17 protein-coding genes are annotated in these 13,819 nt (G+C 59.2%); 16 read left to right on the top strand and 1 reads right to left on the bottom strand.

Annotated features, from left to right (window positions below):
• The first annotated feature begins 12 nt into the window (after window positions 1–12).
• The 9 genes from HKK57_RS25190 to HKK57_RS25150 all read left to right on the top strand — a co-directional run bounded on the left by HKK57_RS25190 (window position 13) and on the right by HKK57_RS25150 (window position 7,646).
• Window positions 13–489, top strand: a complete 477-nt coding sequence (locus HKK57_RS25190; protein ID WP_169391038.1) for a DUF2280 domain-containing protein — start codon at window positions 13–15, stop codon at window positions 487–489.
• Window positions 464–1,786, top strand: a complete 1,323-nt coding sequence (locus HKK57_RS25185; protein WP_169391037.1) for a phage terminase large subunit family protein — start codon at window positions 464–466, stop codon at window positions 1,784–1,786. Before HKK57_RS25190 ends, HKK57_RS25185 begins: the two co-directional genes overlap by 26 nt.
• Window positions 1,783–3,201, top strand: coding sequence for a DUF4055 domain-containing protein (locus tag HKK57_RS25180; RefSeq protein WP_169391036.1), 1,419 nt, complete (start codon window positions 1,783–1,785; stop codon window positions 3,199–3,201). The genes HKK57_RS25185 and HKK57_RS25180 overlap by 4 nt, the downstream gene beginning before the upstream one ends.
• Window positions 3,176–4,261: a minor capsid protein gene (locus HKK57_RS25175; RefSeq protein WP_169391035.1), complete on the top strand. Its 1,086-nt coding sequence runs from the start codon at window positions 3,176–3,178 to the stop codon at window positions 4,259–4,261. The genes HKK57_RS25180 and HKK57_RS25175 overlap by 26 nt, the downstream gene beginning before the upstream one ends.
• A gap of 89 nt (window positions 4,262–4,350) precedes the next feature.
• A complete protein-coding gene (locus HKK57_RS25170) occupies window positions 4,351–4,662 on the top strand; it encodes a hypothetical protein (protein WP_169391034.1) in 312 nt (103 codons plus the stop codon).
• Between the two features lie 82 nt (window positions 4,663–4,744).
• Window positions 4,745–5,473, top strand: a complete 729-nt coding sequence (locus HKK57_RS25165; RefSeq protein WP_169391033.1) for a hypothetical protein — start codon at window positions 4,745–4,747, stop codon at window positions 5,471–5,473.
• A gap of 12 nt (window positions 5,474–5,485) precedes the next feature.
• Window positions 5,486–6,451 carry a major capsid protein gene (locus HKK57_RS25160; RefSeq protein WP_057959953.1) on the top strand — a complete coding sequence of 322 codons (966 nt, stop codon included), beginning with the start codon at window positions 5,486–5,488 and terminating at the stop codon, window positions 6,449–6,451.
• Window positions 6,452–6,498: 47 nt separating this feature from the next.
• The gene (locus tag HKK57_RS25155; protein WP_169391032.1) at window positions 6,499–7,083 is read left to right on the top strand and encodes a hypothetical protein; all 585 of its coding nucleotides are present in this window, start codon (window positions 6,499–6,501) and stop codon (window positions 7,081–7,083) included.
• 59 nt (window positions 7,084–7,142) lie between these two features.
• Window positions 7,143–7,646 carry a DnaT-like ssDNA-binding protein gene (locus tag HKK57_RS25150; protein ID WP_169391031.1) on the top strand — a complete coding sequence of 168 codons (504 nt, stop codon included), beginning with the start codon at window positions 7,143–7,145 and terminating at the stop codon, window positions 7,644–7,646.
• Here HKK57_RS25150 and HKK57_RS25145 read toward each other — a convergent pair.
• A complete protein-coding gene (locus HKK57_RS25145; protein WP_169391030.1) occupies window positions 7,643–7,933 on the bottom strand; it encodes a hypothetical protein in 291 nt (96 codons plus the stop codon). The genes HKK57_RS25150 and HKK57_RS25145 overlap by 4 nt on opposite strands.
• 19 nt (window positions 7,934–7,952) lie before the next feature.
• On the opposite strand from HKK57_RS25145, the gene HKK57_RS25140 reads away from it, so the two are divergent.
• From HKK57_RS25140 to HKK57_RS25110, 7 genes are read left to right on the top strand one after another with little or no spacing between them, the layout of a single operon-like run.
• Window positions 7,953–8,321, top strand: coding sequence for a hypothetical protein (locus tag HKK57_RS25140; protein ID WP_169391256.1), 369 nt, complete (start codon window positions 7,953–7,955; stop codon window positions 8,319–8,321).
• Window positions 8,318–8,914 (top strand): hypothetical protein, encoded by a 597-nt coding sequence (locus HKK57_RS25135; protein ID WP_169391029.1) that lies wholly within the window; start codon window positions 8,318–8,320, stop codon window positions 8,912–8,914. Before HKK57_RS25140 ends, HKK57_RS25135 begins: the two co-directional genes overlap by 4 nt.
• Window positions 8,911–9,339 carry a phage tail terminator-like protein gene (locus HKK57_RS25130; RefSeq protein ID WP_169391028.1) on the top strand — a complete coding sequence of 143 codons (429 nt, stop codon included), beginning with the start codon at window positions 8,911–8,913 and terminating at the stop codon, window positions 9,337–9,339. The genes HKK57_RS25135 and HKK57_RS25130 overlap by 4 nt, the downstream gene beginning before the upstream one ends.
• Window positions 9,340–9,378: 39 nt before the next feature.
• A complete protein-coding gene (locus HKK57_RS25125) occupies window positions 9,379–10,038 on the top strand; it encodes a phage tail protein (RefSeq protein ID WP_169391027.1) in 660 nt (219 codons plus the stop codon).
• A 9-nt stretch (window positions 10,039–10,047) separates the two neighbouring features.
• On the top strand, window positions 10,048–10,428 hold the full coding sequence (locus HKK57_RS25120; protein ID WP_169391026.1) for a phage tail assembly chaperone: 381 nt from the start codon (window positions 10,048–10,050) through the stop codon (window positions 10,426–10,428).
• Between the two features lie 17 nt (window positions 10,429–10,445).
• On the top strand, window positions 10,446–10,751 hold the full coding sequence (locus HKK57_RS25115; protein ID WP_133714842.1) for a DUF1799 domain-containing protein: 306 nt from the start codon (window positions 10,446–10,448) through the stop codon (window positions 10,749–10,751).
• A 27-nt stretch (window positions 10,752–10,778) separates the two neighbouring features.
• On the top strand, window positions 10,779–13,817 hold the full coding sequence (locus HKK57_RS25110) for a phage tail tape measure protein (RefSeq protein ID WP_169391025.1): 3,039 nt from the start codon (window positions 10,779–10,781) through the stop codon (window positions 13,815–13,817).
• The last annotated feature ends 2 nt before the right edge of the window (window positions 13,818–13,819 follow it).

The following is a 13,819-nucleotide window of genomic DNA, read 5'->3' as shown; positions in this document are numbered from 1 at the left end:
GGATGAGAACTTATGGCAGCCCTGAAAAATGAGGTGAAGAGCTTCATCGTTCAGGCGCTTGCGTGCTTTGACACCCCCTCCCAGGTGGTGGAAGCCGTCAAGAACGAATACGGGGTTGTGGTGAGCCGCCAGCAGGTGGAGACGCACGACCCAACCAAGGCTGCGGGGAAGGGGCTTGCGGTGAAGTGGGTGACCCTGTTCCACGACACCCGTAAGCGATTCCGCGAAGAGACCGCTGAGATTCCGATCGCCAACCGCGCCTACCGGCTTCGTGGCCTGGGGCGAATGGCTGAAAAGGCCGAGAGCATGCGCAACCTGGCGCTGACCGCTCAGTTGTACGAGCAGGCCGCCAAGGAGGTGGGCGACGTTTACGTGAATCGCCGCCTCGAACCTGAGAAACCTCTGGGCTCCCAAGCGGACCAGCAGCACGCCGTTGCTGAGTACACACTGGAGCCTGATGAGAATGTCCCCGCTACCCCGTACCTTTGACCCGCCGGTGAAGCTGACGCCCAAACAGGCGAACATTTACTGCTGGGGCTTCCAGCCTGAGGCCCGCTTCCGCGATGCGGTGTGTGGCCGTCGGTTCGGCAAGACATTCCTGGGCAAGGCCGAAATGCGCCGTGCCGCTCGCCTTGCTGCGGAGTGGGGTGTGAGCGTTGAGGACGAGATCTGGTACGGCGCGCCGACGTTCAAACAGGCCAAGCGCGTGTTCTGGCGGCGCCTGAAGCAAGCCATCCCTGAGGCGTGGCGTGCGCACCGCCCGAACGAGACCGAATGCTCTATCACCCTCAAGTCCGGCCACGTCATGCGCGTGGTGGGGCTCGACAACTACGATAACCTGCGGGGCTCCGGCCTGTTCTTCGTCCTGGTGGATGAATGGGCAGACTGCCCGTGGGCGGCGTGGGAAGAAGTGCTGCGGCCGATGCTATCGACTTGTCAGTACCAGATTCCAGACGTTGGTATGCGAAAGGGAGGCCATGCGCTTCGCATTGGCACTCCGAAGGGCTTCAACCACTGCTACGACACTTATCTGGACGGTAAACCAGGCGGCGAGCCGGACCACAAGAGCTGGCAGTACACCTCGTTACAAGGCGGCAACGTTCCTCCTGAAGAGCTTGAGGCGGCACGCCGGAAGATGGACCCGCGCACCTTCCGGCAAGAGTACGAAGCCGGCTTCGAGAACTATGCGGGCGTCGTCTACTACACGTTCAATCGAGATGAGTGCCGAACCAGCGAGCGAATCAAGCCGGGCGAGGCGTTGCACATCGGCATGGACTTCAACGTCATGAAGATGGCGGCCGTTGTCTATGTCGTGCGTAACGATCTGCCGATGGCTCTGGATGAATTTCATGGTGTTCGGGACACGCCTGAGATGATCGAGAAGATCCAGGCACGGTTCCCTGGTCACTCAGTGGCGGTCTATCCCGACGCCAGTGGGCAAAACACCAGTAGCAAAAACGCGAGCGAGTCCGACTTATCGCTGCTGAAGAAAGCAAAATTCACGGTGATCGTCGACTCCACAAACCCTGGTGTGAAAGACCGCGTGAACTCGGTAAACGCCATGTTCCTGAACGCCTACGGCGAGCGACGACTGAAGGTCAACATCGACCAGTGCCCTCAGCTCACCTTGTGCCTTGAGCGACAGACCTACACCGACAAGGGCGAGCCTGACAAAGACCCGAAGAAGGGCCATGACCACATGAACGACGCGGCGGGCTACTTCATCGCCAAGCGTTACCCGATCAAAGCAATCGTCACCTCCATCAAAATGGGATACGCCCGATGAGCAACGACGTCTCCTTCAAGCGGGCGGAATACATAGCTGTGCTGGATCGCTGGGCGACCGTTCGCGACGTCTGCGCCGGCCAGCACCGGGTTGTCGACCGACTGCCGTACATCAACTCACACGACAAGTCGCCTGAGAACGTAGACCGGAATAAAGCCTATCGCGAACGTGCGGTATTCAAGAACGCCACTGGGCACACCCGTAACGGGCTGCTCGGCCTGGCGTTCCACAAAGACCCAACGTTGACGGTATCGAAGAAGCTGGAATACCTGCAGGACAACGCCAACGGTTCGGGCGTGAGCATCTACCAGCACTCGCAGGGCACGCTGGAGAAGGTGCTTGAGGCCGGTCGGCATGGCCTGTACGTCGACTATCACCAGGACGACGGTATCGGCGGCCACTCGGTGATCCTTTCCTACTGCGCCGAGGACATCATCAATTGGCGCACAGGGATGGTGAACGGGCACAGCGTGCTGACCCTGGTGGTGCTGCACGAGTCTCCTGAGATTCCTGACGGCTTCGGCTACAAGACAGTTGAGCAGTACCGCGAATTGGCGCTTGAGGATGACGGTTTTGTCTGCCGTGTTTGGCGTCGGTCCGGGCCGAAAGGTGGCGGGCCGCTGGCTGTCATCGAAGAGTTCAGGCCGGAAGGTGTAACAGGTCGCCTCAAGGAGATCCCGTTCACCTTCGTCGGCGCACAGAACAACGATCCAAGCATCGACGAGTCGCCGCTCTACGACATCGCCATGATCAACCTGGGCCATTACCGGAACAGTGCCGACTACGAAGATAGCGTTTTCTGGTGTGGGCAGGCTCAGCCCTATATCTCGGGTCTCGATGAGCAATGGCGTGATCACATGGAGAAAAACGGCATTTACGTCGGTTCCCGGGCGCCAATGCTGCTTCCTGCTGGCGGTGCCTTCGCCTATGCGCAGCCGTTACCGAACACCCTGGTCAAAGAGGCCATGGCCGACAAGAACCAGATGATGATCGAGCTGGGCGCCCGGATGGTGGTTGCGTCACTTGCTACCAAGACCGCTACGGAGTCCCGCGGCGATCAGTCAGCCTCAACATCGGTACTGGCCGGCTGTGTGGCCAACGTCAGCGAGGCATACACTCGGGCAATCATGTGGTGCTGCGCTTACATGGGCATCACCGACAAGAAGGTCGCCTACCAGGTCAATCAAGAGTTCGTCGAGCTGACGGCAGATCCGCAGATGATCACGGCGTTGGTGGGCTTGTGGCAAAACGGCGGCTTTGCGAAAGCGGACCTTCGAGCATATCTGCGCAAGCTTGGACTGATCGCACCAGAGCGCACCGACCAACAGATCGACGGCGAGTTGGAAGAGCAGGGCGACGGCCTGGGTCTGGACGACGAGGACAAAGTAGATGGCGGTGAACCAAGCGATACTTGATGCGATCATCCGGCACGCAGTGTTCCTCGAAAAGCTCAAGGCGGGGGAGGTGGGCAAGTTTGCTCCCTTCCTCAAGGAGATTGACCGGTCTATCCGTGAGCGGCTGACCCAGTCGGACCTAACGGAATACAACACGAAGCGTCTGGAGGCACTGCTGAAGGAAGTCGACAGCCTGTTACTGGGCATTTTCGACCGCTATAGCGCGCAACTGAACCTCGACCTGGTGGAAATCGCCAATTACGAGGCTGAGTTTGAGGCGACAAGTCTCGCCAGGTCGGCGCCGGTTGGCGTGTCGCTGGATGTGGTCGCCCCGACGGCCGCTGCAATCCGCACCGCAGTGCTGACGAACCCGCTCAGCGTGCGCGGTACCGGTGGAGGGAAGCTGCTTAAGGCCTTCATCAAGGGGTGGACTGGCGCAGAGCGTGAGCGCGTCACCGGCACCATCCGGCAGGGCTTCTTCGAGGGGCAAACCAACTTCCAGATCATCCGCAACATTCGCGGCACCAAGGCGGCCGGCTACAAGGACGGCATTCTTGCCACCACCAACCGCAATGCCAGCACCGTCGTGCACACCGCCATTCAGCATGTGTCGTCACAGGCGCGCATGGAGGTGGCCAAGGCCAATAAGGGCATCGTGTCCGAAGTCGAGATGGTCGCTACGCTGGACAGCAAGACCAGCCAGCTATGTCGCTCGATGGACAAGCGCCGGTTTCCAGTCGATTCAGGCCCACGGCCGCCGTTTCACCCGAACTGCCGCACCACCTTCATTCTGCTGACCAAGCTAAGCGAGCTGTTTGCCAAGGGCGCTACCCGCGCCTCGGTAGGCGCTGACGGTGCAGGGCAGGTCAGCGCGAGCCTCGACTACTACCACTGGCTCCAGCAGCAGCCGGCGGGGTTTCAGGACGTGGCTATCGGGCCGGTGCGGGCCAAGCTGTTCCGCGAGGGCGGTCTGACCATCGAGCGTTTCACTGAGCTGCAGCTTGATCGCAACTTCGCACCGCTGACGCTGGCTCAGATGAAAAAGCTTGAGCCGTTGGCCTTCGAAAAAGCAAGAATTTAAGCAACTCTTTGTTTTTTCTAGAATTTAAAAGTATTGAATTGCCTATCTCCACTTGAAACCATAGCTGATCCATTCCGAGGGTTATCGCCATGAGCTTCAGGATTATCAGGCTTCAAACCAACGCTAAGCGTAACTACATTTTGTTGTCGGATATTTTTGATTGGTTCGAGGCAAGTATTGTAGGAGGGACGAAGAAAGCGGAGCCCTCAATTCAAAAGGCGTATGTGATATACGGCGATATAGAAACTGTTGAGGACTTTATTGTTTCCGACAAGAAAATATTCCAACAGAGAAAAGCCCGCTTTGTGACTGCCTTTTTGGATAAGTACATGTTGAAAGAAGGTGATCTCGTGCGCATAGAGCGTCTGGCACCTTTCACTTACCGATTCTCGCCTGGTTAATACAGGCACTCATACAAGCCCGCTCATGCGGGTTTTTTTATGCCTGCAAAGCGGGCCGACCAAACCCAAGGGGTGCATCAACGTGGCAGAAGAAAACGAAATCGACCTGGAAAACCCGGCAATCAAGGCCGCTATCGCGACTGCCGTTGAAGCATCCGTTTCCGGTTTGAAAACCAAGAATACAGAACTGTTGGGCAAGCTGAAGGACACCTCCACCAAGCTGACCCAGTTCGAGACCCAGTTTGAAGGCATCGACATCGATGCCGTCAAAGGCCTGCTCAGTCGTGCCGGCCAGGACGAAGAAACCAAGCTGCTGACAGAGGGCAAGGTGGACGAGGTCTTCAACCGCCGCACTGAGCGCCTGCGTGGCGACTACGACAAGCAGCTGAAGGCCATCAGCGAGCGCGCCGAGAAGGCCGAATCCTTCGCCGCCAAGTTCCAGGGCAAAGTCCTGGGCGACTCGGTACGCGGTGCCGCACTGAAAGCTGGTGCTCTCCCCGAAGCAACCGACGACATCATCCTGCGCGCCAAAGGCGTGTTCACCCTTAACGAAGATGGCGATGCGGTCGCCGTTGATGAATCCGGCCAGGTCATCCTCGGTAAAGACGGCAAGACCCCTCTGACTCCGCTCGAATGGGCGGAATCTCTGCGTGAAAGCGCACCCCACCTGTGGCCAAGGGCTTCAGGGACATTTGCCCCGGGCGGGGGTGGCGGCAAGGCTGCATTCAAGCGCTCCGAAATGACCTCCAAGCAGAAGCGTGACTTCCAGCGCAAGCACGGCCAAACCGCATATCTCGCATTGCCCAAGTAAGGGGATTAACCCATGGCTACAACCGTTAACAGCGACCTGATCATCTACAACGATGAGGCGCAAACCGCATATCTGGAGCGTGTCCAGGACAACCTGGATGTGTTCAACGCATCGTCCAACGGCGCGATGGTGCTGGACAACGAACTGATCGAGGGCGACTTCCGCAAGCGCGCCCTCTACAAGCTGAACGGCTCCCTGGAACACCGCGACGTCAACTCCGAAGGCAAGGTAACTGCCAAGAAGATCAGCGCTGGCGAAGCTGTCGGTGTCAAGGCCCCCTGGAAGTACGGCCCGTACCAGACCACCGAAGAGGCGTTCAAGCGCCGCGGTCGTCCGGTAGAGGAGTTCTCCCAGATCGTTGGTGCCGACGTTGCTGACGCGACCCTGGAGGGCTTCATCCAGTACGCAACGGCTGGTCTGCGTGCCGCCATCGGCTCTAATGCTGACATGGTGGTCTCGGCCAACATCGAAACCGACGGCAAGAAGACCCTGACTCGCGGCATGCGCAAGTTCGGCGACAAGTTCGGCCGGATCGCCCTGTGGGTCATGCACTCCAGCGCTTACTTCGACATTGTCGACGAAGCGATCACCAACAAGATCTACGAAGAAGCGGGCGTCGTGATCTACGGCGGTCTGCCTGGCACCCTGGGCAAGCCTGTATTGGTAACCGACACCGCGCCGGCGGATGTCATCTTCGGCCTGTTGCCGAATGCCGTAACCATCACCGAGTCGCAGGCCCCGGGCTTCCGTTCCTACGAAGTCAACGACGAAGAAAACCTGAGCATCGGCTACCGCGCGGAAGGCACCGTGAACATCGATGTGCTGGGTTATAGCTGGAAAGCCACCACTGGTGGTTCCAACCCGACCTTGGCTGCCGTCGGCTCGGCTGCCAACTGGGTCAAGCACGCGGGCAGCAACAAGGTCACCGCCGGCGTGATGATCAAGCTCACTGCGACGCCTCCTGCCTCCGGCGACTAAGTCTGAAACTCAACGCGCGGTCAGCGATGGCCGCCTTGGAGAAACACATGGAATTGACTTACAGCAACCAACTCTCCGGCTTCGATCCGGAGAAGCGTTACCGCAACCCGGAACACTTCGACAAGCCAGAAGCGGGAGTGACCAGTGTGCTGGTAATCGGCCATTGGCCGAGCGTTGTTGAAGCGTACGAAGCGGCCGGCATTGATGTGTCGGTGAAGGAGGCCAAGCGGGTGCAGCTTGTTGGCGCCGCCAATCAGGTCGAACTGGAAAAAATCATCGCGGCTTTACGGGCTGAACATGGATCTATCCAGGTCCTGGTTGACGGCCTGGAAGCTGGCGAGATTCACCGTCCCGAGTCGGGCGAGCTGGCGCTACGCTTGTTCGAAGCGCTGGGCACCATCCACGCCTCAGTTGGCGAGCTGACCGCCGAGCGTGACGGCCTGCTTCTTACTGTCGACGAGCTGCGCGATGAGGTTGAAGCTCTGAAGAAAGCCGCCATCACGCCGACGGCTGGTGAGGTCGACGAGATCGTCGCGCTGAAAGCAAAGCTCGATGAGGCGAAGGTTCCGTACCGGGCCAACGCTTCTAAAGAATCCCTGGAAAAGCTCGTCGCTGAGCTGACCAAGGAGTAATACTGCTGGCTGTCGGCGATCCGGCGGCCAATCTTCAAACCATTCCAGCGAGTTGACGCATGACACTCATCATCGAGGACGGCACCGGCAAGCCTGACGCCGAAAGCTACGCGAGCGCCGAGGATCTGGCCATGTATGCCGTGAAGTTCGGCACGGTCATTCCTGACGGTGTGCCAGCGCAGGAAGCGTTGCTGCGCCGGGCCGCTTTGGCTATGGATGGAATGACCTGGAAGGGCCGCAAGACCAGCAGCGAGCAGGGGCTGGCCTGGCCGCGCCAGGAGGTGCGGTTGGATTATGAGATCAAGCCGAACAACTACCTTCCGGCGAGGATTCAGTACGGGCAGATGGCCCTGGCCGCCGAAATCCATCAGGACGATATTGACCCGGTGGAAAAACGTAAAGGCGCGGTGCTGCTGGATCGTGTCGAAGGAGCGGTGACCCGGCAGTACGCGGCGATCCCAAACACCAGCAACCGGCTACTGCCTGCGGCGCCGGATCGGCCCAGCGCTACTCAGTTCGCTGACTACTTACAGAAGCGGGGCTTGTTTGTGGTCCGAGCCTAAAGACCCATATCTGCTTCAAGCTTTCGGGTCCAATATTTCTCTGTGAGCGGTCTTCTTTTGGTCATTCCGCCTTTTTCCAGCTCGGTTAGCAGTTCGATATCTGCTGGTTTTCCGTAAGGAAAGCAGTCCTCATAAATATCCAGATAGAGATCACTCAAGTGAGTTTTCTCTATCTCTTCAGCAAGCCTAGTTTTTACGATCAGCTCCTTTGCAGGAATGTTCCCGTGCTTGCTTGCAACTGCTTCTTTCAAGTCCTGCAACGCCTCTTTAAAGGTCGCCTTTTTCATGAGTGCTCCGGAGGGTATATTGCTTTTCTATAGTGAAATGGCCGCAACGGCGCTCGAGATGATTACAGAGTTCGGTCAGCCTGTAACGATCACTAAGACGGAGCCGGGTGAGTACGACCCGGATATCGGCGGCGAAGCGCCAGGCGCAAGTGTCGAGCAAATCGTCCAGGGAATCCTGCTCGACTTCACTGGTCTCGAATTCCAGAACAACAGCCTGATCAAACAGGGCGACAGGAAGCTCAAGATCGCCGCGAAGGGCTTGGCGTGGGTGCCCGGCCTGCTCGACAAGGTAATCGCCCAAGGCCGCACCTGGTCAATCGTCCCTCCGCTGAAAGAGGTCAACCCGGCCGGCACTCCGATCCTGTATGAACTGCAGGTGCGGTCGTGAGTCGCGCAGGCGCCGGCCAGTCCGGCAGTTTCGCCCTAAGCCTGGCTGAGTTCGCCACCCAGGCCGGCGAAGCCATCGACGCCAGTGTGCGCGAGATCATCATCGAGGTCGGCAGCAGCCTTATTCGCATGTCTCCCGTGGGTAACCCGGAGATATGGGCACAGAACGCCGTAGCGACCCAGTACAACAAGGCCGTCGACGAGCACAACAGCGCGTTGCGCAGCGATCCGGCCAACCTCACGAAAGGTGGCAGGCTCAAGAAGGGCCGCAAGCTACACGACGGCATGGATATTATCGCCCCAGAAGGCTATGTCGGCGGCCGGTTCCGGGCGAACTGGCACATCTCGCTCGGCGTGGTCGAAAACGTCACATTTGACGAGGTAGACCCCAGCGGCGCCGAAACCACTGCCGCACTCGTCGCTGCAATGAGCGACTTCACCGCCGGCCAGATGGCCTACATCATCAACAACTTGCCCTACGCGATTCCGCTGGAGTTTGGCCATTCCACCCAGGCCCCTGGCGGCATGGTCCGGGTAACCGTGGCTCGCTTTCAGCAGATCGTGTTGGAGGCCATCAGGAACAACCAGGTATGAGTCACGCATGCGCCCGTCAGGCCATCGAAACGAAGCTGGCCGTATGGGCGGCTGCGCGCCCGATACGAGTGGCCTATCCGAATCAACCGTTCACACAGAGTCCGTCTGAAACCTATCTGCGGGCTTTTCAACTGCCGGCCAGCACCACCTGCCGCTATCTCGGCGGTGAGGCCTACGAGTACGCAGGCGTTTACCAGATCAGCATCGTCTGCCCCTCCACCCAGGCCATGTCCACCGCCGAGGCGCTTATTGATGAGCTGACGCGGTTGTTTCACGCCGATACGCCACTGACCCGCAACGGGTTCGAAGGTTTGATCACCGAGCCTGTAGATCAGGGGCCAACCATCACAGAGTCGGCGACCTACACGGTCCCGGCCAGCTTCACCTATCTGGGTGTCGCAGACCAACCGCCCGCTGGGGCATAACCTACCGCCGCCAGGCGGGCACTCAAGAGGAAATACACCATGGCCGCACGCTTCCCGCTGCCGAACGGCGCTGTGCTGGAGATCGCCAGCGTTATGGGCTCCGCAGTCGCCTTCACCACATTGACCAATGCAAAATCGCCAGTCGCTGCGTCTGTAGGGCACAGCATTGAAAACGGCGACGTCCTGCTGATCAACTCTGGTTGGGCGCTGATCAACGACCGCGCAGTAAAGGCTTCCGGCATTACTGCTGATGCTTTCGCTCTGGCCGGCCTCAACACCACCAATACCGACAAGTACACCGTGGGCGCAGGTGCTGGCTCAGTGATCCCGGTATCCGGCTGGACGCAGATCTCCAAGGTCACGTCTTTCACATCTTCCGGCGGCGAGCAGCAGTATCAAACTGTCGGCTACCTGGAGGATGACGACGACAAGCAGTTTCCAACCAACCGCAACCCCACGACGATCACCATCGTTGTAGAGGACCAGCCAACGGCCCAGTACGTCGAAACTGTTGAAGGTTATGACGATACCAAGGAGTTGGCGGTGGTCCGCATGAAGCTGCGGAACGGCGATCAAATTCTCTACCCGGGCTATGTGAGCATCACTCCCGACCCGACGATGGAGCGCAACAACGTGATGACGCGCACTATCAGCATCGGGCTTTCTGCTCGTTCGCTTCGCTACTTGGCTGGCGCATAAGGACTTCCCATGGCAAAGATCAGGATCGCCCAGAGCCCAACATTCAAGGCATTCGTGCTGATCCCAATTGTTGGAGATGAGCCCGAAAAAATCGAGTTCACCTTCAAGTATCGGGATCGCCCGGGACTTGCCGCCCTATTCGATGAATGGAGCGCAAAGGGGAGGGAGATGCGCGAGAGCTTCGGTGAGGCGACCACATTGTCCGATGTCGTCGCAGCTGAGACGGAGCTTCAAGTGCAGCAGATCAAGGACCTAGTTGTAGGCTGGGGCTTCGATGACAAGTTCGACGACAAGAGCATCCAGGCCCTTGTTAAGTCCTGTTATGGCACCGCCGAAGCGGTCGTCAGCGCTTATCAGGACGCGTTCAGCCAGGCTCGCCTGGGAAACTGATAGCGGCAGCCAAGGCAATGTACGCAAGCGGCCAATCTGCTGAGCAGTTGGCTGCTCTCGGGCTGACGGCTGCCGATCTCGATGAGGAAGATGTTGAGGTCTGGCCTTGCAACTGGCCGGCCTTCCTGCTGTTCAATCGTATGTCTACCCAGTGGCGAGCAGGCGCCGGCGGCGCGATCGGTCTCGACTACAGCTGCATCCGCGACGTGGCCGGGTTCCTCGGCATCAAGAAAAAGAAGCTCGCTGAAATCTTCCCTGACCTTCAAGTCCTGGAAGGCGAAGCCCTGCGCGTCATGGCGGAGGAAAGGGAAAACAGCCCGTAACCACGGGCACTTATTCAAGGTGAGTCGATGAACATTGCAGAACTCGGCGTCAAGATCGACTCGGCCGATGCGATCCAGGCAAAAACGAGCCTGGATGAAATGGCGAAGGCCGGCGGCCGGGCCGAGCAGTCCGCAGTTTCGCTGATGAACGAAATGCAGGCGCTGGAGAAATCGCTTTCCACCAGTGCCAAGACCACACAGGACCTGGCAAAGCAGCGTGAGGCACTCGCCAAGCTGACCAAGACCGGCGCCTATGGCGAGGCCGAGGCGGCGAAGATCTCCGCGCAGCTCGACAAGCAGCAGGTGGCTCTGGCCAAGTCTGCCCTGGATGAGCAGAAGGCCCTGAACAGCCTTCTGGGTGCCATCGACCCGGCCCGCGCTGCTCTGGCGAAGCTGGATACCCAGGTCGAGCAACTTGGCAAGCACCTGGACGAGGGGCGCCTGAGCCAGGAGGACTACAACAAGGCCCTGGGCAAGATCGACAAGGATTACGTCAAGCTCGAAAAGACGGCCACCGGTTTCGACAAGCTGCGCCTCGGCACCCGTCAGGCGCAGGAAAACGTTGTGCAGCTGGGTAATGCGCTGTCCTCTGGCGACTGGGGTAGCGGCGTACGCGCCGTGGCTCAGTTGGGCGCGGGCGCCGGGGCTGGTGCTGCGGGGCTGCTTGCCATTCTGGGGCCGCTGGCCCTGGCCACAGCAGCCGTGGGCGGCCTAGCTGTTGCCTACTACAAAGGTAGCGATGAGCAGGACCGCTACAACAAATCACTGATCCTCACCGGTAACTACGCTGGTATCAGTGCTGGGCAGCTTGGCGATATGGCCCGGCAGGTGAGTGCCACTGTCGGCACCACCGGGCAGGCCGCCGAAGTTTTGGCCCTGCTGGCTGGTAACGGAAAGATCGCCGGCGAGAGCTTCACTGGCATTACCCAGGCTGCCGTTTCGATGCAGGAAGCCACCGGCAAGGCGGTGAGCGAGACGGTCGCCGAGTTCTCCAAGCTGGCAGACGACCCGGTAAAGGCCTCTGCTGCACTAAACGAGCAGTATCACTACCTGACGGCCTCGGTTTACTCACAGATTGCCGCGCTGGAAGCGCAGGGTGACCATGCGGGTGCTGTGAAGCTGGCCACTGAGCAGTACGCCGAGGCTATCAACGAGAGAACTCCGAAGATTCTGGAGAATTTGAGTTGGTGGGAGAAGGGTTACAACGCGGTGACGCGCGCGGCAGACAATCTCAAGAATATCGGGCGCCCAGATATCGGCGCAGACATCGAGCAAGCTCGGCAGGATCTTGCTCGAGCGCAGGCTGGAGACATCGGCGCCTTCCAAAATAAAGATGCGATGGTCGAGCTGTACACCGACCGACTCAATCTGTTGGAGGACCAGAGGGACGCCCAGGCCGATATCGCTAAGTGGGAAGGTGATCAGGCCAAGGCGCAGCTAGCGTCTGAGCAAGCGATGGTCAAAGTTGATGCGCTGACCAAGTCGACATGGACGAACGAGCAGAAACGAAATGAGGCTCTCAAGGAGTATCGCCAGCAACTTGAGGACATCCGAAAAACAGATCCCAACGATTCTCGCCTCAACCAGTCAGCGATCGACAAAAACATCTCGAACATCAACGCGAAGTTCAAGGACTCGAAAGCTGCAGGTACTCCAGTTGATCTGACCGGTTTCAACGGAACCAAGAACAACCTGGCCGGAATCGTCAACGAGTACAAAAACGCTCAGAAGGAACTGGACGCCGCACAGAAGGCTGGCCTGGTATCGCAGTCGGACTACGCCCTGAAGCGCGAAGCCATGATCGGCAATGAGCGCGATGAGGTGACAGCCGCTTACGAGGCTGAGATCGCCGCGCTGGAGGCCGCCAAGGGCAAGAAGACAACGTCGGCCGCGCAGAGCATCCAGCTGGACCAGAAGATCGCCGACGCGCGAGCAGGGATGGTAAAGGCGCAGAAGGACGCCGACAGCCAGCTCGAGGTGTTGGCTACCAATGAGACCGGGCGACTCGCCAAGCAGGAGCGGGCGATCAGTTCGTACGCGCAGGCGCTGGGGCAGCAACAGCGGGCTCTGGAATTGGCCGGGCAACGCGCCGTGCTGGGCGTCGGCCAGGGTGATCGCCAGAACGCGCTCAACGGGGAGCTGAACAGTCAGCAAGATCGGTTTGCACAGCAGTCGCTGGATCTGGAAAACCAGCGCTCCGATCCATCGCGCAATATGTCGGACGAAGAATTCACCCGAAAATCGCAGGCGCTCGCCGATGCGAACAAAAAGGCAACCGACCAGATCCGGCAAAACTACGCGGATGTGGAGGCCGCCCAGGGCGATTGGACGAAGGGCGCTACATCGGCCTGGGCCAACTACCTGGATTCGGCGCAAAACATCGCAGGGCAGACCAAGAGCCTGTTCGGCAACGCGTTCAGCTCTATGGAGGATTCAATCGTCAACTTCGCCATGACCGGGAAGCTGTCGTTTGCTGACTTCACCAAGTCGATCCTGGCAGACATGGCGCGCATTGCCACCCGCCAGGCCAGTTCGGCATTGTTGGGCAGTTTGGTGGGGGCAGCGGCCAGCTACTTGGGCGGCAGCGCCGCGGGTGGCGGCAATGGGCTGGCAGCTGGGTCTGCTGGTGCCACATCGTCAAACCTCGGCGCGTCCTCGGCCGGTTATTCAGGTACCTACCTCAGTGGCTTCAGGGCAACTGGCGGCCCCGTTGATCCGAACTCTCTGTACCAGGTGAACGAACTCGGTCCAGAGCTCTACAACGAGGGAGGGAAGTCGTACCTGATGACGGGTGCAAACGGCGGGAGTGTCACGCCGCTTACTACGGGGGGCGGGCCTGGGATGTCCGCATTGACTGGTCGCGGGGGCGGCGGAGGGACTTCGGTTAGCCTCACCATGCCGATTATGGTCATGACGGATGAAGAGTCGGGCAAGTCGGATGGCGACAAACTTGATACAGAACTCTTCCAGCGAAACATGCAGGAGCGCATGCGCAGCGTCGCGAAAGAAGAGATCGCCAAGTCTTGGCGCCAAAATGGTGTGAGCCGCCAAAACGCAAGAGGGTGAAG

Origin of the sequence: Pseudomonas sp. ADAK21 (assembly GCF_012935735.1) — a bacterium.
Classification (GTDB): domain Bacteria; phylum Pseudomonadota; class Gammaproteobacteria; order Pseudomonadales; family Pseudomonadaceae; genus Aquipseudomonas; species Aquipseudomonas proteolytica.
This window is presented reverse-complemented; position numbering and strand designations above follow the sequence as displayed.